The sequence below is a fragment of the Peptococcus simiae genome (genome assembly GCF_046097595.1).
GTDB lineage: Bacteria > Bacillota > Peptococcia > Peptococcales > Peptococcaceae > Peptococcus > Peptococcus simiae.
On record NZ_JBJUVG010000004.1, the window covers coordinates 102644 to 126216 of the forward strand.

18 protein-coding genes are annotated in these 23573 nt (G+C 54.9%); 15 read left to right on the forward strand and 3 right to left on the reverse strand.

Translation table 11 applies throughout. The features are described from left to right. Window positions 1–34: 34 nt before the first annotated feature. From ACKQTC_RS04380 to ilvD, 9 genes are all read left to right on the forward strand, one after another. Complete coding sequence (locus ACKQTC_RS04380; RefSeq protein WP_408977215.1) at window positions 35–1486, forward strand: APC family permease; 1452 nt, start codon at window positions 35–37, stop codon at window positions 1484–1486. Window positions 1487–1549: 63 nt separating this feature from the next. After that, on the forward strand, window positions 1550–2917 hold the full coding sequence (locus ACKQTC_RS04385; protein WP_408977216.1) for an aminotransferase class III-fold pyridoxal phosphate-dependent enzyme: 1368 nt from the start codon (window positions 1550–1552) through the stop codon (window positions 2915–2917). A 259-nt stretch (window positions 2918–3176) separates the two neighbouring features. After that, complete coding sequence (locus ACKQTC_RS04390) at window positions 3177–4418, forward strand: TrkH family potassium uptake protein (RefSeq protein ID WP_408977217.1); 1242 nt, start codon at window positions 3177–3179, stop codon at window positions 4416–4418. A gap of 10 nt (window positions 4419–4428) precedes the next feature. Further along, complete coding sequence (locus tag ACKQTC_RS04395; RefSeq protein WP_408977218.1) at window positions 4429–5076, forward strand: potassium channel family protein; 648 nt, start codon at window positions 4429–4431, stop codon at window positions 5074–5076. A 184-nt stretch (window positions 5077–5260) separates the two neighbouring features. Next, a complete protein-coding gene (locus ACKQTC_RS04400; protein ID WP_408977219.1) occupies window positions 5261–6256 on the forward strand; it encodes an MsnO8 family LLM class oxidoreductase in 996 nt (331 codons plus the stop codon). Between the two features lie 350 nt (window positions 6257–6606). After that, window positions 6607–8277, forward strand: a complete 1671-nt coding sequence (gene ilvB, locus ACKQTC_RS04405; RefSeq protein ID WP_408977220.1) for a biosynthetic-type acetolactate synthase large subunit — start codon at window positions 6607–6609, stop codon at window positions 8275–8277. 8 nt (window positions 8278–8285) lie between these two features. Then, window positions 8286–8804: an acetolactate synthase small subunit gene (gene ilvN, locus ACKQTC_RS04410; protein WP_408977221.1), complete on the forward strand. Its 519-nt coding sequence runs from the start codon at window positions 8286–8288 to the stop codon at window positions 8802–8804. Continuing rightward, window positions 8804–9805, forward strand: a complete 1002-nt coding sequence (ilvC, locus tag ACKQTC_RS04415; protein ID WP_408977260.1) for a ketol-acid reductoisomerase — start codon at window positions 8804–8806, stop codon at window positions 9803–9805. The genes ilvN and ilvC overlap by 1 nt, the downstream gene beginning before the upstream one ends. Before the next feature lie 9 nt (window positions 9806–9814). Next, window positions 9815–11488: a dihydroxy-acid dehydratase gene (ilvD, locus tag ACKQTC_RS04420; RefSeq protein WP_408977222.1), complete on the forward strand. Its 1674-nt coding sequence runs from the start codon at window positions 9815–9817 to the stop codon at window positions 11486–11488. A 149-nt stretch (window positions 11489–11637) separates the two neighbouring features. Here the strand turns inward: ilvD and ACKQTC_RS04425 are convergent, their stop codons facing one another. Next, window positions 11638–15732 (reverse strand): FtsX-like permease family protein, encoded by a 4095-nt coding sequence (locus ACKQTC_RS04425; RefSeq protein ID WP_408977223.1) that lies wholly within the window; start codon window positions 15730–15732, stop codon window positions 11638–11640. A 3-nt stretch (window positions 15733–15735) separates the two neighbouring features. Continuing rightward, window positions 15736–16437, reverse strand: a complete 702-nt coding sequence (locus ACKQTC_RS04430) for an ABC transporter ATP-binding protein (protein WP_408977224.1) — start codon at window positions 16435–16437, stop codon at window positions 15736–15738. 95 nt (window positions 16438–16532) lie between these two features. Between ACKQTC_RS04430 and ACKQTC_RS04435 the strand changes: the two genes are divergently transcribed. After that, window positions 16533–17096, forward strand: a complete 564-nt coding sequence (locus tag ACKQTC_RS04435; protein WP_408977225.1) for a GNAT family N-acetyltransferase — start codon at window positions 16533–16535, stop codon at window positions 17094–17096. A gap of 35 nt (window positions 17097–17131) precedes the next feature. Here ACKQTC_RS04435 and pepV read toward each other — a convergent pair whose 3' ends face one another. Next, window positions 17132–18535: a dipeptidase PepV gene (pepV, locus tag ACKQTC_RS04440; RefSeq protein ID WP_408977226.1), complete on the reverse strand. Its 1404-nt coding sequence runs from the start codon at window positions 18533–18535 to the stop codon at window positions 17132–17134. A 267-nt stretch (window positions 18536–18802) separates the two neighbouring features. Here pepV and ACKQTC_RS04445 point away from each other — a divergent pair, with 267 nt between their 5' ends. The 5 genes from ACKQTC_RS04445 to ACKQTC_RS04465 all read left to right on the forward strand — a co-directional run bounded on the left by ACKQTC_RS04445 (window position 18803) and on the right by ACKQTC_RS04465 (window position 23528). Continuing rightward, the gene (locus ACKQTC_RS04445) at window positions 18803–19858 is read left to right on the forward strand and encodes an inorganic phosphate transporter (protein ID WP_408977227.1); all 1056 of its coding nucleotides are present in this window, start codon (window positions 18803–18805) and stop codon (window positions 19856–19858) included. 28 nt (window positions 19859–19886) lie between these two features. After that, window positions 19887–20561, forward strand: coding sequence for a DUF47 domain-containing protein (locus ACKQTC_RS04450; protein ID WP_408977228.1), 675 nt, complete (start codon window positions 19887–19889; stop codon window positions 20559–20561). Between the two features lie 27 nt (window positions 20562–20588). Further along, window positions 20589–21827, forward strand: coding sequence for an AI-2E family transporter (locus tag ACKQTC_RS04455; protein ID WP_408977229.1), 1239 nt, complete (start codon window positions 20589–20591; stop codon window positions 21825–21827). A gap of 132 nt (window positions 21828–21959) precedes the next feature. Further along, window positions 21960–22514, forward strand: a complete 555-nt coding sequence (locus ACKQTC_RS04460; protein ID WP_408977230.1) for a hypothetical protein — start codon at window positions 21960–21962, stop codon at window positions 22512–22514. Window positions 22515–22613: 99 nt separating this feature from the next. After that, entirely contained in the window at window positions 22614–23528 is a 915-nt protein-coding gene (locus ACKQTC_RS04465; protein ID WP_408977231.1) for a DUF1002 domain-containing protein, read from the forward strand. Window positions 23529–23573: the final 45 nt, after the last annotated feature.

Sequence of the window (23573 nt, forward strand, 5' to 3'; positions counted from 1 at the left end):
CATGAAAAATGACACGTCCAGAAAGAGTTGATTTATGAACGACAAGAAGACCATTCAACCGACAGAAGAAGTTAAATTTGAAAAAGCCTTATCGCCACTTTCCATTTGGGGGTTGGCACTCGGCGCAATGATCGGCTGGGGCTGCTTTGTTCTCCCCGGTAATGAATTCTTGCCTAAGGGCGGACCGCTCGGCTCGACCATCGGGCTGATTATCGGTGCCCTAATGATTATTATCATTAGCTTCAGTTATTCCTACCTTATCAGTAAATTTCCGGTGGCCGGTGGCGAATTTGTCTACGCCTATGCGGCCTTTGGGAAAATCCCGGCCTTCTTATGCGGCTGGTTTATCGCCATTGCCTACTGGGCCCTGATTCCCATGAACGGGACTGCGGTCGGCCTGATTGGCCGGTATATTTTCCCGGGGATTTTACAGCATAAGGTCCTGTATACAGTTGCCGGCTGGGAAGTATACGACGGTGAAATCATTGTCAGTGTCCTGGCCATCCTGATTGTCGGGCTTATTAATATGAGAGGGGTTAAGGCTGCCGGCTGGTTCCAGACGGCTGTTGCCCTAGGGCTGGTTGGGGCCATCCTTTTGGTCACCGCCGGGGTTCTGATTTCAGACCCGTCCCTTGATGACTTAAAACCCTACTTCCCGACAGGCTCCAGCCCCATCAAGGGGATTTTCGCTATCGCAGCTATGGCACCCTGGGCCTTTGTAGGTTTTGACTGTATTCCCCAGGCATCAGAAGAATACGCTTTTTCAAATAAGAAAACGAAAAAACTGCTCATTTCATCCATTGCTATTGCCTGCTTAATGTATGCACTGATGAACTTAGTGACAGGCATTGTTTTACCCTGGGAACAATTTTTAGCAGAAGGTCATTTCTGGCCTACAGGTTTTGCTGTTGAAATGGTAGTCGGTAAAATTGGCTTACTCTTTTTAGGGATTGCTATGTTCTGCGGGATTGTTAGTGGGCTTAATGCCTTTTACTTAGCCGGCAGTCGCTTGCTCTACTCTATGAGTTTAGCCGGTGCCCTTCCAGACCCCTTCAAAAAACTGGATTCTGTATACAAAGTGCCCCGCATGGCCATTATTTTTATGATGGTTTTAGCGATGATTGCCCCCTTCTTTGGCCGCCAGGTCCTGTCTTGGCTGGTTGATATGACATCAGTGGGCGCGGCAATGGGCTTTGCCTTTACGACAGCATCTGCTTCCCGGTTTGCGCATAAGCACGGCAACCGGTCGCAGTTTATCGTCAGCCTCATTGGCCTGACCTTTGCGCTGATTTTCCTTTCCTTACTGTTGTTACCCTTTACGCCGGGCACCCTATCTATGGAAGCCTGGGTCTGCTTAATCATCTGGATTGCGATCGGCGCTGTCTTTTACTTCATTAAACGCAAGGACTATGCAGAGTCTACTCAATTGGAAGAATCCATTAAAGACTTAAGTGATGAAGCAGACCACGATCATTTAGCTTTTTAAAGCATTTATAAGTTCGGTTGAATATAAGACTGTTGCCCGTTGCTCAAGGAAATCATTGAAAGGATGAAAAAAATGACCTACCAATTACCAAAATTCACCCGTGAAGAAGTCCTGGAAATGGACCGTAAGTACAATGTCCACTCCTGGTCTGCACAAAATGCCCTGAAAAATATTATTCCCGTTGAAAAATCTGAAGGGATTTACTTCTGGGATTATAATGGCAAACGTTATGCCGATATGTGTTCTCAGCTGGTTAACATGAACCTAGGTCATGGCAACCAACAAATCATCGATGCCATTAAACAACAGGCTGAAGACCTCTGCTTCATCGCACCGGGTCAGGCTGTCGGCATCCGGGCTGCCCTGGCTAAAAAAATCATTGAACATGCTCCGGAAGGTATGACCCGGGTTTTCTTCACCAATGGTGGGGCTGACTCCAATGAAAATGCCATTAAAATGGCCCGTCAAGCTTCCGGTAAGCAAAAAGTCCTTTCCATGTACCGGTCCTACCACGGGGCTACCATCACCGCCGGGAACGTATCCGGTGACAGCCGCCGGTTTGCTGCTGAAATCGGTGGGAGCGCACCTGGGGTGGTCCACTTCTTTGGCCCCTTCCCCTATCGTGAAGAAATCGAATTCGAAAGCGAAGAAGCCTTAACCGAATTCTACCTGAAGATGCTCCGCAAGCAGATCATTGCTGAAGGCCATAACAACATCGCTGCCATCATCTTAGAAACCGTTATCGGGGCCAATGGGGTTATCTTACCGCCTAAGGGTTACCTAGCCGGTATCCGGGCCCTCTGCGATGAATATGACATCTTCATGATTTGCGACGAAGTTATGGCTGGCTTTGGCCGGACCGGCACTTGGTTCGCTGTTGACAACTGGAACGTGTCTCCGGACATGATTACCTTTGCTAAAGGGGTTAACTCCGGTTATGTCCAACTCGGTGGGGTTATTATGAATGAGAAAGTGGCTTCCCACTTTGATGACAATGCCCTCCAGTGCGGTTTAACCTACCAGGGTCATCCTCTGGCTTGCGCTTCTGCTTATGCTTCTATTGAATACTTTGAACAAAACAATGTTTTGGATAACGTTCAAAAAGTAGGCAAGGTCCTGGGCGAATGCCTGGAAGAACTGGCTAAAAAACACGCTTGCGTCGGTGAAGTCCGCTACATTGGCCTCTTCAGTGCCATCGACCTGGTTAAGAACAAAGAAACCAAGGAACCGATTGCTGAATACGCCATTGATACTACCGGCAACCAGAAGAAAGTCGTTGCCAAGTGTAAAGAACTCGGTTTCTACACCTATGGCCGTGACAACTGCATCCAAATTTGCCCGCCCCTCATCATCACTGAAGAAGAATTGCGTGAACAAATGAAAGTTCTGGATGAAGTCCTGACCTGGGCTGACAACGAATTCTGCAAATAAACCGGCTTGACGGCCCTTGTTAAGCTAAAAAAAGCATCCTGGGAATTTTTCCCAGGGTGCTTTTTTGTATTGACAGCCGGCTGGGAAAGGAATAGATTAAGGCTAATTCATCTGGACCGGTTTGCGCTCGAGCGACGCGCCAAGAAGGGGTCCGATTATAGGAAGGATAGGTATGGCTCTTATATGTAAGCGGTTCAGTACATCGCAGATGATTATTTTTGGGTATGCCGGTGTGATATTTTTGGGGACAGTCCTGTTGATGCTGCCATTTGCTACAGCGGATGGCCAAGGCGCCCCCTTCCTAACGGCGCTTTTTACGGCCACGTCGGCCCTGTCAGTGACGGGGCTGGTGGTGGAAAATACGGCGACCTACTGGTCTTTCTTTGGCCAAGGGGTAATTATCTCTCTCATCCAAATAGGGGGGATGGGGGTGATTACCGTGGCCATTGGCTTTTCCCTCCTGAGGAGGCAGCGGATTGGCCTCAAGCAGCGCCGGGTTATCCAGGATGCCCTGGCGGCTCCCCGGGTAGGCGGCATCATCCGCCTGACCCGGGTCATTATCTGCCGGGTGGCCCTGGTGGAGGCCCTTGGCGCCCTCATCCTTTTGCCTGGCTTTGTCGACCGCTTTGGCCTGGCCAGGGGGCTTTGGTATAGTGGTTTCCATGCGATTTCGGCCTTCTGCAACGCCGGCTTTGACCTCTTCGGCCTCCAGACACCCTATGCCTCCCTGACGGCCTTTGTCGCCAGCCCGGTGGTTAACCTGGTCATTATGGCCCTGATCATCATTGGGGGTCTGGGCTTTTTAACCTGGGAGGATATCCTGACCCAGCGGTTCAAAGTCCGGCGGTATAAGATGCAGACCAAGGTTATCTTATTCATGACCGGGGTCCTGGTTTTTTTGCCGGCGGTCTACTTCTATATGTATGAACTGGCCGACCTGCCCTTTAAGGAACGCTTACTGGCCGCCCTTTTTCAATCGGTGACCACCCGGACAGCCGGCTTTAACACCATTGACCTGGGCCTCTTTAGCGGTGGTGGCCTCATGATGATGACCCTCCTCATGCTGGTGGGCGGCGGGCCGGGGTCCACCGCCGGGGGAATGAAGGTCACCACACCGGCCGTCCTTTACGGGATGTCCCGGGCGGTTTTTAAGCGGGAACGGGCCGCTCACCTTTTTGGCCGGCGGATACCGGTGACAGCCATCCATATGGCCGTGGCCATCTTTTGCCTATACACAGGGGTCTGCCTTCTGGGGGGCTTTTTCATGTTCTATTTTGAAAACCTGCCCCTGCTCAAGTGTCTCTTTGAATGTGCCTCAGCCATTGGCACTGTCGGCCTGACCCTGGGGCTGACCCCGGACTTAACCTGGGTCTCCCATGTCATTTTGATTGTGCTCATGTTCATTGGTCGGGTCGGAGCTATGACCTTTATGTTCGCAACCTTTTCCCAGACCAGGGACCGGAGCCAGGCCATGCCGGAAGAAAAAATTAGTATTGGTTAGGAGGATTGGCATGAAAAACATCTTACTCATTGGCCTCGGCCGGTTCGGTCGCCATATGGCCCGGCAATTTTATACCATGGGCCACGAGGTCATGGCTGTAGACCGGCAGGAGGAACGGGTCAACCGGGTCCTTTCTTTTGTCACAGATGCCCAGATTGGGGATAGCACCGATGGGGCCTTCCTGGCCAGCCTGGGGGTGGGCAATTACGACCTCTGTGTCGTCGCCATCGGGGATAGCTTCGAAAATTCCCTGGTTACCACTTCCCTTTTGAAGGAATTGGGGGCCGGTCGGGTTATTGCCCGGGCCTCCCGGGGGATCCAGGAGCGGCTCCTCCTCCGCAATGGGGCCGATGAGGTCGTTTACCCGGAAAAGCAACTGGCCCGGTGGACGGCCATCCGCTATTCCTCCGACCATATCCTGGAGTACTGGGCTCTGGACCAGGGCTACGCCGTTTACGAGCTGGATGTGCCGGCAGCCTGGCTGGGGCGGAGCCTGGACCAGCTGGATTTAAGGCAAAAGTATGGCTTCAATATTTTAGGCGTGCGGTATGCCGGCCAGCTAGATATGGACGTTCGTCCCCAAACCATCCTGGAAGCAGGGGCCTCGGTCCTGGTCCTGGGCCCGGAAACCCTCATTAGAAAATGCTTTGATATTTAAAAATAATGTCTCCCAACTAAGGTCGGAGGGCTCGGTTGGGAGATTTTTTTGTGCTCATAAACCGGGGCGCCAGGGGGCTTTTCGGGCCCTCGGCAGGGGCTGGGTCCGTTTACGGGCAAGGAAAAATGTGTATATGGATAACTAGTAGCTATCAGGTGATATATTTAGGAAAGGACGATGCAGCATGGCTGACACAAAAATTTCCATTCTTAATTTAATCCCTAAATATCAGGATGAGACGCAGAAGGAAGCCTTTGACCGGGCGCTAGACCTAGCCCGTTTTGCAGAAGAAAATTATTTTAGCCGCTACTGGGTAGCGGAGCACCATAATACCCGGGCCGTCCTGGGCTCGGCAACAGACGTAGTCTTGGGTTATCTTTTAGCCAATACCGACCGCCTGCGGGTCGGGGCCGGCGGGGTCATGTTGCCCAACCATACCCCCTTCCAGGTCGCGGAGCGCTACGGCACCCTTGAAGCCCTCTACCCGGGCCGGGTGGACCTGGGGGTCGGCCGGGCACCGGGGACTGACCGGGCAACGGCCCGGCTCATTTATCGGGACCACTATGACCAGGCGTCATTTGCCGCTGCTTTAAGCCAGTTGCAGGCCTATATGAGCGATGATGCTGACCAGCTTCCCGTTTCTCCGACACCGGGGATTGGGGCCAAGGTGCCGATTTACGTCCTGGGCAGTTCAGATGCCTCGGCCTATGTGGCCGCTGAACTGGGCCTACCCTATTCCTTTGCAGGTCACTTCTCGCCGAATTCCATTGGCCATGCCCTGGACATCTACCGGAAGCGGTTCCGCCCCTCTGAGGTCCTACAAGAACCCTATGTCATCCTGGGCCTAACGACCAATATTGCCGAAACAGAAGAAGCTGCTGAAGAACTGGCCTTCCACGCCTCCCAGGTCTTCTTACACCTCATCCACCGCCAAAGCAAGGATGAATTCCTGAAGATGGACCCGGACCAGGCCCCTGAACTCACTTCCATTGAGAAATTCTTCCTGCGGGCCCACCGGGGCTTATCCATTAGCGGGAGTGTTGATGAAGCGAGAGACCAGTATAAGGCTGTCATGCGCCAATACGCCCCGGATGAAGTCATCGGGGCCACCTATATTTCCGACCGCACAGCCCTAAAAGATAACTTCCGCCTCCTGGCTGACATCGTCCGTAACGACTAAGCCAGCGGCTTTACAAGCAAATAAGACCCGCCGTCCAGTTCAGCTGGGCGGCGGGTCTTTTCATCTATTTATGTCAGTGAGGCGGTAGGGAAGCGGGGGAGGAATAAAAAAGAACGAAAGTCCAATGAAAGAGGACTATCTGTTATATAAATTATTTTGAGAAAATTATTTAATTATAAAATAATAATTATGAAATCAAATGGAATCCGTCAACTGGGCCATTTTCGTTGATTTTTTAAAAATAAAAAATAAAAAAAGATGATATATAACAGTTGACAAGATTGCCGTAAGTGTGTATGATGTGGACTAATCACTATTTACTTAATGGAGAGAAAAAAGAGGTGTTATTTATGAGATGTTCCGGTTCTGAAGTTTTAATCAATGTACTCATAGAGCGTGGCGTCGAGACCATTTTCGGCTACCCAGGTGGAGCGGTCCTAAACATTTATGACGCCCTTTATGACTATACCGATCAGATTCGGCACATCCTCACTGTAGATGAGCAGGGTGCCTGTTATGCAGCAGACGGTTATGCTCGGGCGACCGGCAAAACCGGGGTGGTCTTAGCCACCAGCGGCCCTGGGGCCACCAACTTGGTGACAGGGATTGCCAATGCCTACATGGACAGCATCCCTATGGTGGCCATTACCGGTAACGTGGCCCAGAATTTAATTGGGAAAGACTCTTTCCAGGAAATTTACATTACCGGCTGCACCATGCCGATTACCAAACACAACTTTGTCGTCCGGGATATTGAAGACCTGGCGCCTATTTTACACCAGGCCTTTGATATTGCCAATTCCGGCCGGAAGGGGCCGGTCCTGGTGGATATCCCCAAGGATATCACCGCTGCCATGACCGACTACTCCCCCTTGCCTAAGGAAGACCAGGGGCCCAAAGCGCCGCCTGAAATTCCCCAGGCTGAACTGGAACTTTTGGCCAAGCTCATTGAAAATGCAGAACGGCCTTTAATCTATGCCGGCGGGGGCATTATTTCTGGGGAGGCCGAAGGTCCCCTGGCCCAACTGATGGAGAAGGCCCATATTCCGGCCTGTCATACCATTATGGGGATTGGGGCCATCCCTGATGAGCACCCCTTGAATTTAGGCATGGTGGGCATGCATGGCCGGACCAGCTGCAATTTAGCCATAGAGCATTGTGACCTGCTCTTGGCCTTGGGCGTCCGTTTTTCCGACCGGGTGGCCCTGAACTTTAAAAAGTTTGCTCCTCAAGCCAGCCTGGTCCATGTGGATATCGACCCTTCCGAGCATCATAAGAATGTGCCGGTCGACCTGGCCATTGCTGCTGATGTAGGCGACTTACTGGAAGCCATCCTGCCCCATGTGAGCGCACAAGACCACGATAGCTGGTGGGCTGACCTTAATCGGTTCCGGCAAGAGGACTGGCAGGCCCCGGCGGCCAATGGTGAATTAGACCCGACTGCCATGGTCCAGGTCATCACCGACCGCTTGGGCAAGGAAGGCACTTTGGTCACAGATGTCGGCCAGCACCAAATGTGGGCGGCCCAAGGCGCCCGCCGGGCCAAGCCCCGGACCTTTATCACCTCCGGCGGCTTAGGGGCCATGGGATATGGTTATGGTGCGGCCATGGGGGCGGCAGTGGCCCATCCGGATGAGCACATCGTCCACATTACCGGCGACGGGTCCTTCCATATGAATATGAATGAACTGGCCACTGCGGTCCACTATCAGATGCCCATCGTCACCGTTATTTTTGACAACCAGGCCCTGGGGATGCCCCGCCAATGGCAGCACTACATGTACGATGACCGGTATGCCATGAGCGACTTCTTCCGGACCACCGACTATGTGGCCCTGGCCGAAGCTATGGGGGCCAGAGGCGTCCGGCCGGAGAATTTGCAGGCCTTTGACCAGGCCATGGAAGAGGCCCTGGCCCATCCCGGTCCTACCGTGATTTGGTGCAATATCGACCGCCACGCCCAAGTGCTGCCGATGATCCCTGCCGGGGGGACGGTTGCAGACAGCATAAGGACAGAATAGGAGGCCGTATGAAAAAACCAATGAAGCAGGAAGTTATTTGCATTTTAGCGGAAAATAATTACGGCGTCTGCGCCCGGATTGCCAGCCTGTTTGGCCGGAAGGGCTACAGTATTGATACCTTTACGGCTTCGACTACGTCAGATACCGACCTTTCCCGGATTACCCTCACCCTGTCCGGGGAGGAAGATGAAATCAAGCAAATTATGGCCCAGTGTGAAAAGCTGGAAGAGGTCCGGAAGGTGGCCCTCTTATCTGTACAAAATTCCGTCCTCCGGGAAATCCTCCTGGTTAAGCTGGCCTTAGACCCCAATGATGGGACCCAGCTCTCCCGGATTATGGAGATTTGCAACATCTATAAGGCTGCTGTGGTCAGCCTGTCAACGGATATTATGATCCTGGAATTAACTGGGAAACCAGTCAAAATAGATGCTTTTGAGGAATTAATCCAGCAGTTTGAAATTGTAGAAATGTCACGGTCCGGTGCCACTGCAATGGCCCGCAAAGAGGTTCTTGGAAAGGAAGACTAATCATGAAAAAATATTACGACAAAGATTGCAACATGTCCCTTTTAGAAGGCAAAAAGGTAGCTGTTATCGGCTATGGCAGCCAGGGACACGCCCATGCCCTGAACTTACACGACAGCGGGGTTTCTGTTGTTGTCGGCCTGGCCCCGACCAGTAAAAGTCGGGCCAAGGCAGAGGCAGCCGGCCTTGAAGTGGCTGATGTCTGCGATGCCGTCAAGGCAGCTGATATTGTCATGATGCTGGTCCCCGATGAAGTGGCCGCTGACCTTTATGAAGCTGAAGTGGCCCCCAACTTAAAGGAGGGGGCAGTCCTCATGTTCGCCCACGGCTTCAATATTCATTACGGCTTAATCTGCCCGGCCGAAGGCGTTGACGTTGCCATGGTAGCCCCCAAGGGCCCTGGCCACACCGTCCGCAGCCAGTACCAGGAAGGCCGCGGGGTTCCCTCCCTGGTCGCTGTTTACCAAGATGCCAGCGGTAAAGCCAAGGACATCGCCCTGGCCTATGCATCCGGCATTGGTGCCGGCCGGGCTGGGATCCTGGAAACCAGTTTTAAAGAAGAAACCGAAACCGACCTCTTTGGTGAACAGGCCGTTCTCTGCGGTGGGGTCACCGAGCTGATGAAAGCCGGGTTTGAAACCCTGGTTGAAGCCGGCTATGAACCGGAAATGGCTTATTTCGAATGTATCCACGAAATGAAGCTCATCATCGACCTGATCATCGAGGGTGGCTTCTCCCGGATGCGGTATTCCATCTCCAATACAGCCGAATACGGTGACTACATCAGTGGCGAAAAGGTTATCTCCGAGGATACCCGCCGGGCCATGAAAGGCATCTTGAAAGATATCCAAAACGGGACCTTTGCTTCTGACTTCATGACCGAATTCTCCTCCGGCCGTAAGGCACGCTTCTTAGCCAGCCGCCGCTTAGGTGCAGAGCACCAGCTGGAAGAAGTGGGCGGTGAATTACGCAGCATGATGAGCTGGCTCAAAGAAGACAAGTAAGGAGGACCTATGGCAGGACAAGAACCTTCTCGTACGGTGCTAGAGGGCCCCGAACGGGCCCCGAACCGCAGTCTCTTTTATGCCATGGGCTATACGGAAGAGGAACTGAACCGGCCCCTGGTTGGGGTGGTCAGTGCCTACAGTGAAATTGTCCCCGGCCATCAACACTTGGATAAATTGGCGCAAGCGGTGATGGATGGGGTCCGCTTGGCCGGTGGCACACCGATTTTGGTGCCGGCTATTGGCGTCTGCGACGGCATTACCATGGGGCATGCCGGCATGCGCTACTCCCTACCCAGCCGGGAGCTCATTGCCGACTCTGTTGAAACAATGGCCCTGGCCCATGGCTTTGACGGCCTGGTCCTGGTGCCCAATTGCGATAAAATTGTTCCCGGTATGGCCATGGGGGCCGTCCGGATCAACCTACCGACCGTCGTCCTCTCCGGTGGGCCCATGCTGGCCGGCCGGGTAAAGGACCAGGATGTATCCCTGTCCCTGCTCTTTGAGGCCGTCGGCAAGAATAAGAGTGGGGCCCTCAGTGATGAAGAACTGGAGGAAATGAGCCAGGACGCCTGCCCGGGCTGTGGCTCTTGTGCCGGTATGTATACCGCCAATTCCATGAACTGCCTGATGGAAGCCCTGGGGCTGGGTCTGCCCGGTAACGGGACCATTCCGGCCGTATCAGCTGCCCGCCGCCGCTTGGCTAAAACAGCCGGCATGCGGATTATGGCGCTCATTAAGGAAGGGGTTCGGGCCCGGGATATCGTCAGCCAGGAAGCCCTCTTTGACGCCCTGGCCTGTGACATGGCTCTGGGCTGCTCTTCCAACTCGGTCCTCCACCTCTTAGCCATTGCCAATGAGGCGGACCTGGCCATTGACCTGAAAGACTTTAACGCCGTTAGTGAAAAAGTCCCCAACCTTTGCCACCTGGCCCCTGCCGGCCCGGCTCATATCGAAGAGCTGGACGCCGCCGGCGGCATCCAGGCCGTCTTAAGGGAACTGGTCCAAACCGGCCTCCTGCACCTAGACCGGCCCATGGCCTCCGGTAAAAGCCTCGGCGAGCAAATTGAAGGGGCTGTCAATAAGAACCCGGCCATTATCCGGCCCTTTGAAGACCCTTATTCCAAAACCGGTGGCCTGGCCATCCTCTTTGGCAACATTGCTCCGAATGGGGCCGTGGTCAAACGGAGTGCTGTGGCTCAGGAAATGCTGGTTCACACCGGCCCGGCCCGGGTCTTTGATGGCGAAGAAGAGGCCATCCAGGCCATCTATGGGGGTAAGATTGTTCCCGGTGACGTCGTGGTTATCCGCTATGAAGGGCCGACCGGCGGCCCGGGCATGCGGGAAATGCTCAACCCCACCAGCGCCCTGGCTGGGATGGGGCTGGATAGTTCTGTGGCCCTGATTACCGACGGCCGCTTCTCCGGGGCCTCCCGGGGCGCCTCTGTTGGCCATGCCAGTCCTGAAGCCGCCCAAGGCGGCCCGATTGCCCTGGTGGAAGAAGGGGACCGGATTACCCTGGATATCCCGGCCTACCGGATTCACCTGGAGGTATCCGATGAAGAATTGGAGACCCGCCGGCAAGCCTGGCAGGCTCCACCCCTCAGAGTCCAGAACGGCTGGCTCAGCCGCTACGCCCGCTTAGTCTCGGGTGCCGACCAAGGCGCTGTCCTGAAGGGGTAGGTTTACAACTGAATTATAAGCAATCGCCCTGTGCCCTGGTTTTCAGGGGCAGGGCGATTTTTTATGGTCTTTTGTGGCCTGGCAACTCGGCTTGCATACATAAAAAGCCTGCACCGGCAAGTACCGGGGCAGGCTTTTTATAGATGCAGTTATTCAACGCCCTTTAAGGCCTCGACCATATCGACCTTACGGAGCTTCCGGTGCATGAGGACCATGACCAGGAGGCTGACCAGGAGGGTAAAGAGGCTGGCCATGAGGAAGGTGGTCGGTAGGATCTGGGGGTCCATCATGACGTCGGCCGGGGCCAGGACGGCGATGATATTGAAGTGCATGGCCTTGCCCAGAGGGAGGCCGATGAGGATCCCCAGGAGGGTGAGAAAGCCGGTCTCCCGGTAGATGTAGGCGGTCACTTCTTCCGGGTAGAAGCCCAGCACCTTAATGGTGGACAGTTCCCGCATCCGTTCTTCAACATTGATATTGGTCAGGTTGTAGAGGACCACCAGGGCCAGGCTCATACTGACGCTAACGATGATGATGATCATGACCCCGAGGGAGTCCAGGAGCTGGTCCATATTGGCGGTGGTGTCACTGGTCCTGGAGGTGGCCAGGACGATATCGTTTTTCAAAATATCCCGGACGATGGGCTGGTCATCGCTGCCGGCCTTGAGGCTGACCATGTCGGCATTGACCTGGGGCGGGTAGCCCCGGACCTGGCTATAGGTGGCCGGGTCCATATAGAGGGTATTGCCCACGTAGGCCTCGCATAAGGCGGTGATGGGGACCCGTCGTTCAATCCCGAAGGCATCGGTATAGACCAGGTCATCGCCGACGCCGATTTTCATATGCCGGGCGGTCTGTTCGGTGAGGATAGCGCCATCGGCCAGGTCAAGAGGCTGGCCGGTCCGGCGGTCCCGTAAGATGATTCGGTCGGTAAAGGCCTGGGGATCGGCGGGGACCATGACGGTCAGGGTGATGTTGATGCCCTTGTCGGTGGTCATGTGGCCTTCGTCGATGCGGAGGGCCTGGCGGTCTGTCAGCCGGCCTTCGGTGGCGGTCAGCAGGTCTTCTTCATAGGCGGCCTTGTCCTTTTCCGAGGCATTGCTGTCATAGGTGACCAGAAGGTCATAGTGGCTGAGCTGGTCAAACTGCATGGGGAAGATATTGGCCACAGCGTGGTGGAGGCCAAAGCCCATGGTCAGGAGGGCCGTGCAGCCGGCGACCCCGATAATGGTCAGGACGCCCCGCTTTTTATAGCGGAAAAGGTTGCGGATGGTCATCTTCTGTTGGAAGGCCAGGCGGCGCCAGAAGCCCTGCCAGCGTTCCAGTAAAATCCGGTTGCCAATGGCCGGGGCCTTGGGCCGGAGGAGACTGGCGGCGTTATCCTGGAGGATCCGGTTGGTGGCCAGGTAGGCGGCCAGGGCTGTACAGGAAAGGTTCAGCAGGAAGGCCAGGGCGATGGCCCAGGGGCTGATGGCCATTTGCGGTTCAGTAAAAATAAAGGAACTGCCGTAGGTCCGCCAGATTTGGGGGACCAGGATAAGGGCCCCACCTAAGGCGCCCAGGAAGGCGGCAGGAAGGGCGGCAGCAATCCCGTAGAGGACGTAGACGGCGGTGATTTGCCGGTTGGCATAGCCGAGGGCCTTGAGGGTGCCGATTTGTCCCCGGGCCTCGTCAATCATCCGGACCATAGAGGAAAGGGTGATGAGGAGGGCGATGAGGTAGAAAAACACAGGGAAAATCCGGGCCATGAGCCGGATTCCGGTGGCGTAGTTATAGTAAATATTATAGTCGGCGTTATCCAGTCGGGTTTGGACTTCATAGGCCGGCATGGTCAGGCGGCCGGTGGCCAACTGGCTGTCGAGCCAATCTTCAGCGGCCACCTGGAGGGCCCGGTCGCCCAGGCGGATGTCAGCTAGGCTGGCGGCCCGGAAGGCTTCATAGGCGGTGAGCCCCTGGCTGAAGGCCTGGCGGTTCCGGGTGAGGTCGGTTTTGGCCCCAGTCAGGCCCCGGTCCAACTGGGCCCTGGCCATGTCGAGTTGGAGCTGGCCGGCAGCCAATTGCTGACGGGCCTGGATGAGCCTGGCCTGGTTGTGGGCTAGGACCTGGCCCTTGTCCTTAAGGGTGGCGGCCCCCTGGCTCAAGGCCTCCCGGCCGGCTGTCATCTGGGCCTGGCTTTCTTTGAGTCGGTCTTCGCCCCGGGCCAGGCTGCTAGCCCCGGCTTGGAGGGCCGCCAGGCCCTTATCCACGGCCTGGCGGGCCTTCTCCAGGGGGGCCTTTTGTACCCTTAGGAGTGCCTCCTTGGCCGCGAGGGAAATTCGGGCAGCGGCCAATTCCAGCTGGCCACCGGCGAGTTTTTCTTTTTCACTGGCCAGTTTTTTGCGGCCCTGTTGCAGCTGGCTTTCCCCGGCCAGGAGGCTGGCCTGCTGGGCATTGATTTTTGCCTGGCCTTCAGCCAGGGCGGCCTGGGCCCGCTGGATTTGCCTTTCCAGGTTTTCCAGGCCGCTGGCCAGGACCTTGGCCTGGCCTTCCAAGCCCTGGCGGCGGGCGGCATAGCCTTGGTCGAGGGCGGCCAGGGACTGGTCACGTTCTGCTTCCAGCTGGGCTATGTCTTCCCGGACCGCCATGAGGTCTTTCTTTTTAGCATTCAATTGGGCGGTCAGGGCGGCTAATTTAAGGTGGGCATCCGGTTCTGTGGCTAAGATTAGCTGCCGTTCCAGGGTCAGTCTTTGGACGTCTGCCTGCAGCGAGGCTTCCTTTTGCTGCAGGGGGGCCAGGCGGATGGCTGTTTGGCTGCGGATTTTTTCTTCTTCAGCCTTTTGGCTGGCGGCGAGCTGGGCCAATCCTTCCTGGATCTGGCTGGCCTGCTGGGTCAACTGCTGGCGCTTTTCCTTGGCCGGGGCCAGCTGCTGGGCCTTTTGGTCCAATTCTTCCTGAGCCCGGTCCAGGGCCCGGCGGCCTTCTGCCAGCCGGGCTTGTTCGGCGATCAGGCGGCGGTTACCGGCCTGCCACTGGGCCTGGCCGTCATTGAGTCGGGCCTCTTGCCGGGCCAGGGTCCTTTTGCCGGCGGCCACTTGCTGGCTGGCAGCGGTCCAGCTGGCCTCTGCCCTCTGTAAGTCGGAGGCCTGTCGGGCCAGGTAGGCCTTTTGCCGGTTGAAGCTTGCTTTCTTTTCGTTGAGACTGGCCAGGCCGGTCTTTAATTCAGCCTGGCCCTTGTCCAGGTCGGCTTCTTTTTCAGCCAGGTCCTGCCGGGCCTGGTCATACTTCTTGAGGCCCAGGGCCAGCTGGGCCTCCCCTTGTCTTAGGGCGATGGCCCGGTCGGCCAGGGCCGTTTCCTGGCTGCGGAGGGTGCTCCGGCCTTGGGCTTCCTCGTCCAAGAGGGTCGGGGCGCCCTGCTGGAGGGCCAGGGCCTGGCCAGCCAGCTGTTTATCCTGTTCATAGAGCCGGCTCGGCCCGGCGGTCAGGCGGTGGTACTCGTCAATTAGGGTCTGGTCCCCCTGGGCCAGGCCTTGCTGGGCCTGGCGCAAGAGGTCATCCTGCCGGCTGCCGGCCCGGCGGGCCAAGGTTTGCTGGAGGTCTTTTTTGGCTTCCTCCAGGTCGGTGCCGGGGCGGTAGAAGAGGCGGATAATCTGTCGGTCCTGTCCGGTGAAATGGTCTTCCTTAATCCAGGCAAAGGCATCGACCGTACCATCGCCAAGGGGGGCCCTTTTTTGACTAAAGGTGTGCTGGAGGTGTTCAGGCGAATTGACATGGCCGACAACGGTAAAGGTATCTGTATCGATTTGGGCCGGGGGATTTTGATCGGCATCCTGGACGCTGACCTGGCTGCCTAGGGGGTAGCTGGCGGCCAGCTTGTTTTCGATGGCGATTTCATGGGGGCCTGCCGGCAACCGGCCTGCGACCACTTCCGGTATAGGGAAGGCAGCCAGGCCTTCAAGAATGAGTACATCCTTCTGGGGCTTACTTTCGACGGCAACCTGGCTGGCTGTGGTCATTTCTTCTACACCGGGACCGGCCGCTACCAGCCGGATGTCTTCCGGACTGAGGCCCAGGGGGTGGGTAATGGTCATGTCCGCCATCCGGCTTTCTTCGGCATAGTCGACCAGGGTCTTTTCCATGGTCGGCCCAATCGAAACGAGGCCGATAAAGACGAAGGCACTCAGGAGGAGCATGGTAAAAATGGCCAGATACCTGAGCGGCGCACCGCTGATTTGCCGCAGGGCATAGGCCCGGAGGTACTTATTCATGGCCTACCATTCCACATCTTCAATGGCCAGTGGGTTGGGATTTAGGCGGACTTCCCGGACCTTGGCATCGACGATGCTGATCACCCGATCAGCCAGCGGCGTCAATGCCTGGTTGTGGGTGATCACCAGGACGGTGGTGCCGGTGACCCGACAGGCATTATGGAGGAGGCCGAGGACTTCCCGGCCGGTCTGGTAGTCCAGGGCCCCGGTGGGCTCGTCAGCCAGGAGGAGGCGGGGCTTTTTGACCAGGGCCCGGGCGATGGCCACCCGCTGCTGCTCGCCGCCGGAAAGCTGGGCGGGAAAGTTGCCGGCCCGGTCACTGAGGCCAACGGCGGCCAGGACATCTTCCGCCTTATCCGGCTGGTCGACCAACTGGGCGGCCAATTCGACATTTTCCAGGGCGGTCAGGTTGGGAACCAGGTTGTAAAACTGGAAGACAAAGCCGATGACCTCCCGCCGGTAGCGGGTCAGGTCACGGTCACTGTAATTTTCCAGGTGGGCGCCATCTACGATGATTTCGCCGCTGCTGGGCCGGTCCATCCCGCCCAGGAGGTTCAGGGTGGTGGACTTACCGGCGCCGGAGGGGCCGACAATAATGACAAACTCTCCCTGGTTCACACTAAAGCTGATCTTGTCATTGGCAATGATTTGGGTTTCGCCTGTTTGGTAAATTTTACTGCAATCAATTAAATCAATAAATGCCATGAGGGCCCTCCTTTCATCTTGAAAATGACTATGTTATGATATAGGTATAGAGTATTATACCACGCTGAGAATTAATTGACCATGAGGAGGTCTTTATGGTGTCTCTACAATGGAGTAGGCAAGTCCTGGCCGAAGAGGCCTTTGCCCAATTATATACAGACCATATGCAGGCTGACTTCCCGGCCTGTGAATTAAAGCCCTTTAAGCACCTCCTGGCCCTGCAGGCCACCGGCAACTACGGTGCCTATACCTTCGGCCAGGCAGCGGATATGCGGGCCTATGCCTGCCTCTATGCCGACCGGGAGGCGGCCCTCCTGGACTACTTTGCCGTTGCCCGGGGTTACCGGTCTGAAGGCTGGGGGAGTCGGGCCCTGGAAGCCCTTTTGGACCAAGGCCTGCCCAGCGGAGGTCTTATCTTGGAATGTGATGACCCGGCCTTTGCTAAAACGGACGCTGAACGGCGGATTCGCGAACGGCGGATCCAATTTTACGAACGGCTGGGCTTTTCGGATAGTGGAGTCCGGGCAACGGTCTTTACCGCTCCCTTCTGGGTCATGGCCCGGGGCCAGGTAGAAGATGCCCGAGCGGCCCTCAAGCATGTCTATGATGTCTTTGTGCCCGATGAAAAGCTCTATGCCAAATACATCCATATCCATTAAAAAAGAGTCATGCGGTTGCCGCATGACTCTTTTGCTTAGTCGGCTTTTTCAGTGAGCCGCCGGATGGCTTCCTGGTAAATGGCAATGGCCTTGTAGAGGGAGGCGAGGGGGATGTGCTCATTGGCCTGGTGCAGCTGGCCGTCTTCACCGGGAAAGAGGGGGCCATAGGCGACGGCCTTGGGCATCATCCGGGCATAGGTCCCGCCACCGATGGACAGGGGCTGGGCGGTTGCGTCGCCGCTGACCTGCCGATAGACGTCCAGGAGGGTTGTCACCAGGGGGTCATCTGCGGGAATGTAATGGACGGCCTTGGCGGGGCCGTCATAGGTCACGTCCAGGCCATAGCGGGCAGCCTTGGCCTGGACCCGGTCGACAAGCGCTTCGGCTGTCAGGCCCCGGGGATAGCGGATATTGATATTGACCCGGCTTTCCCCGGGCTGGATATCTACAATGCCAGCGTTTACCGTTAAGGGGCCCATGACCTCGTCGCTAAAGGCCAGGTCCAGGCCGGCCCCATCCGGCTGGCGGTGGAGGCAATCGCTAATCAGGGAAATGGCCGGGTCGACTTCATCGCCTAAATAGGCCTGGAGGAAGGCCGCCAGGTAGCTGGCCGCATTTCGGCCGGCGGCCGGTTCAGCCCCGTGAGCAGACTTACCATGGAGGGTGAGCCGCAGGTCGCCGGCAATCTGGTCAACCTGGCCCTGGAGGCCCTGGTCTTGGCACCAGGCCGGAAAAGGATCGGCTAAGTTGGCCGCCTGGTCGCCTGTCAGGATGGCCTCGGCTCGGTCCGGGACCATATTGGTCCGCTCCCCGGCCTGGAGGCTTTTCAAAGGGCCGGCGGTCACCCTTTTAGTGGTGAGGTTTAGGGTGACCATCCCCTTTTCCCCATTGATGAGGGGGAAGTCTGCATCCGGCGAAAAGCCCAGGCTGGGCATGGGCTCTGTGGCAAAGTAGCGGGCCATACAGCCCCAATCGCTTTCTTCATCCGTCCCGATGATGAGGTGGATCCGCTTTTTCGGCTTAAAGCCGGCCTCTTTTAAGCCCAGGAGGGCGTAGTAGGCGGCCATGGCCGGGCCCTTGTCATCGGCTGCCCCGCGGGCGTATAAAAAACCGTCCCGGATGCTGGCCTCAAAGGGCGGGCTGGCCCAGTCGCCGGTGGCCGGGACCACATCGACATGGACCAAGATGCCCAGGATATCCTCGCCTTCGCCCCAGGCAATGCGGCCGGCGTAGCCATCAATATTGGCGGTTTCGAACCCGTCCCGGTCAGCCAGCTGGAGCATATAGGCCAGGGCCTGGGCCGGTCCCGGGCCAAAGGGCTGGCCGGGGCCTTGCCGGCTGTCGTCCCGGACACTTTCAATGGCCAGGAGACCCGCCAGGTCGCGGTGGAAGTGGTCTTTATTCATTTGGGCCATCACTTGGCCCAGTGGATCATTCATAGTAAGCCTCCTCAAGCTGCTAGTGGTTTGCTAGGACCATCCTACCATTTTATCAGTCCTGAAACAAATGCTGCCCGTGACGCGTGACGGCCGGGAATAGATAAACAATATTAATGAAGAAAAAGCAAAGAAAGAAATCAGCAGGCCCCTAATTTGTGCTAAAATTTACTTAGAACAAAAGCCATCTTAAAAAAACTTGACAGAATGAGCTGCATATTCGACAATAAGAATGAATGGATGGTTGAGTACTTATTTCAGGAGGGTGATATGGCGGATTCATTATTTGTGTTTCTGCAGGATGTTACATCCAGCCCCGCATACGCAATTACAGCTTTTTTAGTTTTAGCAGTCATCTTTGTGAACGGCTGGACCGACGCACCGAATGCGATTGCGACCTGCGTGTCTACGCGTGCCATGCGGGCGCGGCCGGCTATACTGATGGCCGCCGTTTTTAACTTCTTAGGTGTGCTGATTATGACCATGGTCAGTGCCGGTGTAGCGGAAACTATTTTTAATATGGTCGATTTTCGCGGCGAACCATACCCGGCCTTACTGGCTTTGTGTGCGGCCCTATTTGCCATTGTGATTTGGGCAGTGGCCAGTTGGTATTTTGGAATTCCAACCAGTGAAAGTCATGCCCTTATTGCCGGGATTTCCGGCGCAGCTATTGCCTTACAAGGGGGCATTAGCGGCATCAATGGGAATGAATGGATTAAAGTCATTTACGGGCTTATTCTATCTGTAACCCTTGGTTTTTTAATGGGTTGGTGTATCGTGCGCATCGTTGCCCGACTTTTTAGAAATATCGATCGGCGCCGGACAGCCGGTGTCTTTCGTGGCGGTCAAATCGCCAGTGCCGCAGCCATGGCTTTCATGCATGGGGCCCAAGATGGGCAGAAGTTCATGGGGGTCTTTATGCTGGGGATGTTTTTAGCCCGGGGTGAAAACCCCTCTGGCAGCTTTACCATTCCCCTGTGGCTGATGATTCTTTGCTCAGCTGTTATGGGGATAGGGACTTCTATCGGTGGCTACCGGATTATTAAGAGTGTAGGGATGGACATGGTCAAAATTAAGCAGTGGCAGGGCTTCTCGGCTGATGTGGCCGGGTCTCTGGTCTTGCTGATTGCGACCCTCGTCGGTTTCCCGGTCTCAACGACGCAGACCAAAACCACCGCGATTATGGGCGTTGGTGCTGGTAAGAGTTTATCCAGTGTGCGCTGGGACTTGGTTAGAAACATGGCCCTGACATGGATTATTACCTTCCCCGGGTGTGGGTTAATTGGTTTTTGTGCAGTGAAAGTATTCGCAATATTGTTCGCATAGGGTTACTTGAAAAGTATTGGAGGAAAAAATGGGCCAAGATACTAAAGAAACCAAGAAGAATAAGAAGAAAACGCGGAAACCTAAAAAGAACTACAATTATTTCAAAGCCTTTGAAAAAATGACGCGGTATACCGTCCAAGCAGCGGCCTTATTGGAAGATGCCACAACCAACTACAACCTGGATGTGGTTTTCGAAGACAAGTTAGATGATATTCGCCGGGTGGAACACAAGTGTGATGAAGTGGTTTATGAAATCATGGACCAAATCGTCGCTGAATTTTTACCACCTATTGATCAGGAAGATATCATCAGTCTGACTTATGCCCTGGATGATGTTACCGATGCCATCGAGGACGTCTTTACCTGTATTTATATGTTCCATGTGGACCACCTGCGATCGAATGCCGTTGAATTTACCCGGATCTTACTCCAGAGTACAGAAGGGCTTGAAGAAGCGGCAAAAGAATTTAGTCATTTTAAAAAGAGCAAGCACTTAAAAGATAAGGTGATGGCGGTTTCTGACTTGGAAAAAGAAGCGGACAAGCTCTTTGTCCGGGCCACCCATGAATTATTCGGGGATTCCTCTCTTGACCTGCGCGAAGTCATCATTTGGAAGGACCTCTATGAACGCTTAGAAAACTGCTGCGATGCCGCAGAAATGGTGACCAAGCTGATGGAGAAAATCCAATTAAAGAATCTCTAAATCGATTATTGAAACGGAGCAACCTGTATGCATTTTAACCGCTATACCCTGAGACGGACCATGCTCGCCCTGGTCCTGCTCATTATCATCGCTTATGCTGTTTTCCACGCCGGGGATGTAGGGGTATCTTTTGGGAAATTACTCAATCTCCTGACCCCCTTTATTGCCGGGGCTGTCATGGCCTTTATTTTGAACGTCCCCATGCGCTTTTTAGAAGGCCGGGTATTTTCGAAGATCAAGAGTAAGAAGTTTAAAAAGTTTAAGCGGCCCTTGGCTGTCTTGCTGTCCTTGATTATTGTCATTTTATTGGTCACCCTGGTCTCTGTGATTGTTATTCCTCAGCTCATTGACTCTATTACCCTATTTGTGAGCAATATGCCTGAGTACTTTGCCGGCTTTAACCGCCTCCTGGACCAGGTGGTCCAGCGGTTCCCGGATACAGCTGAACAAGTCGAGCAGGTGCGGAAGAACATAGAGAATATATCCCCGGCCAATATCCAACAAGGGATTATGGACTTCCTCCGGTCCTCACCGGATGGGTCCAATGGGGATAATGGCACCCTTTTAACCTCGGCCCTTTTCTCAACCTTTGGGATTGTCACCAGTGTATTTGGCTTCCTGGTCAATGCCGTTGTGGGCTTTGCCTTTGCGATTTATGTCCTCTTTGCCAAGGAAGACCTGGCCATCCAGGGCCGTCGGTTGATCTTTGCCATCTTCTCCCATGAAACGGCCAAGTATGTCATCCACGTCTTCCAGGTGGGCTTTGCCAAGTTTTATAACTTCCTGACCGGGCAGTTATTGGAAGCGGTTATCTTAGGGTCCCTGATGAGCATTGGGATGCTGGTTTTGCAGCTGCCCTATGCCTTCATGATCGGGGTTCTCATTGGTTTTACAGCCTTGATTCCCATTGCCGGGGCGGTCATCGGTGGCTTTATTGGTTTCTTGCTGGTCTTTAGTGTCAGCACCACCAAGGCCCTGATTTTCCTCGTCTTTATGCTCCTGCTCCAGCAATTCGAGTCCAATGTCATCTACCCCCGGGTGGTTGGCAGTTCGGTGGGGCTGCCCTCTATGTGGACCCTCTTTGCCATTACCATCGGCGGGTCTTTAATGGGCCTCATGGGGATGTTGCTCTTTGTGCCCTTGGTGAGCACGATTTACAGTTTGATTTCAGAAATTATTTACGGCCGGCTGGAAATGAAGGGGATTTCAGAGAAGGACCCGAACATTCTCTATGGCGTGCCGGACAGTAAACGCTTAAAAAGTTAAGCGGACAATTGCATAAAAAGTGGCGTTCGCGCCGACTGGTTGGAAACTTCCCAGGATAACACTAAGACCGGCCCCTACGGGGGAGACAGCCTGTCTTTGTGCAGGCTGTCTTTTTTTTGAAAGGAAATGAATATGCGTAGACAATCCTATACCTATCCCTTAGCCCTAACAGCCATCTGCGTTGGCGTCAACCTGGCCCTGTGTTTTGTCAATACCCAGCTCAAGCTCCCCATCTATATCGATACCGTCGGCACCATGACGGTCGCCGCCCTCCTGGGCGCTCCCTGGGCGGTGGCTTGTGCAGTCCTCAGTGCCATAGCCAACACCAGCATGGATGCCTTTGCCCTGCCCTTCCTGCCCCAGAGTATGACGACGGCTCTCCTGGCCACCCTGGTTTTCCGTCATCCCCGGATTAAGAAGCTGGCGGCACCGGTTAAGGGGTTGATTGTCGGCGTGCCGGCAGCGATTATCGGGGCCCTGATTGCCGCCTATATCTTTGGCGGGGTGACCTCGGCCGGGTCCAGCTATATCTTACAGTTTATGACCCATGTCATGGGGATGCCCCTGGTCGCTTCGGCCTTTATCGTCCAATTGGTCACAGATTATATTGATAAAACCCTCATCATTATATTTGTGGGCCTGGTCATCCGGCGGATTCCCGGCTATATTTTAGAGCGTCTGCAATGAATTAACAGGTCCGCAATGAAATGGTAGGAAATGCTTGACATCTTTTTTACAAAACTATGCTATACTTGCCTTAAGCTGAAAGGCTTAAGGAGGTATTCAATGAAGAAAACGATTATATCCACTGTCCTCGTAGCTGCCCTGGCCTTCCAACCCCTGGCAGCCCTGGCTGATGCAGCGGTGGGGGATAGTATTGTTACCATTGGGGATAACCTCAATGCCCAGCAGAGAGAAGAAGTCCTGCGTCACTTTAATGCCCCTCAAGGAGTCCAGGAAATCAGAGTAACGATTGATGAAGAGCGTTACTACCTGGGCAATTCTGTGCCGGCGGCCCAAATTGGGAATAGCACCAATTCCTGTGCCATGGTGACCTACACCTCTAAGGGGTCCGGCATCCATGTCACCACCAACAACATCAACTATGTCACCCCTTCGGCCTATGAAAGCGCCCTGCTGACAGCTGGCGTCACCGATGCAGATGTCAAGGTAACGGCCCCCTTTGAAGTCAGCGGGACCGGGGCCTTAACCGGGATCATCAAGGCCTATGAGGTATCCAGCGGCGAACAGATTTCCGATGATGTAAAAAAAGCCGCTACCCAGGAGTTGGTCACCAATGCCAACCTTTCTAAGAGCCTGGGGGAAGACCAGTCCACAGCGGTTATCAATGACATCAAAAAACGGATTGCGACGGAAAAACCGCAAAATGCCAATGACATCAAGGCCATCGTGGATAAAATCCTGGCCGACTACAACATTCAGTTAACCGACCAGCAGTACAACCAGCTTCTAGATACGGTCAACCAACTGGCCAGTTTGAACATTGACTGGAATGCTTTATCTGACAACCTCAACAAGTGGGCCCACCAGGCCAATGACTACCTGAATACAGAGGAAGGGCAAAACTTCCTGAATAAGCTCGGCAGCTGGTTTGAAAGCTTTATCAGCTGGTTTGCCGGCCTTGTCGGTGGGTCATCGGACCAGGCCCCGGCTGAGGATACCAATAACGGCGGCCAGTAAGCAGACAAAAGACGCCTTTAGGGGCGTCTTTTTCCTATTCTAAGC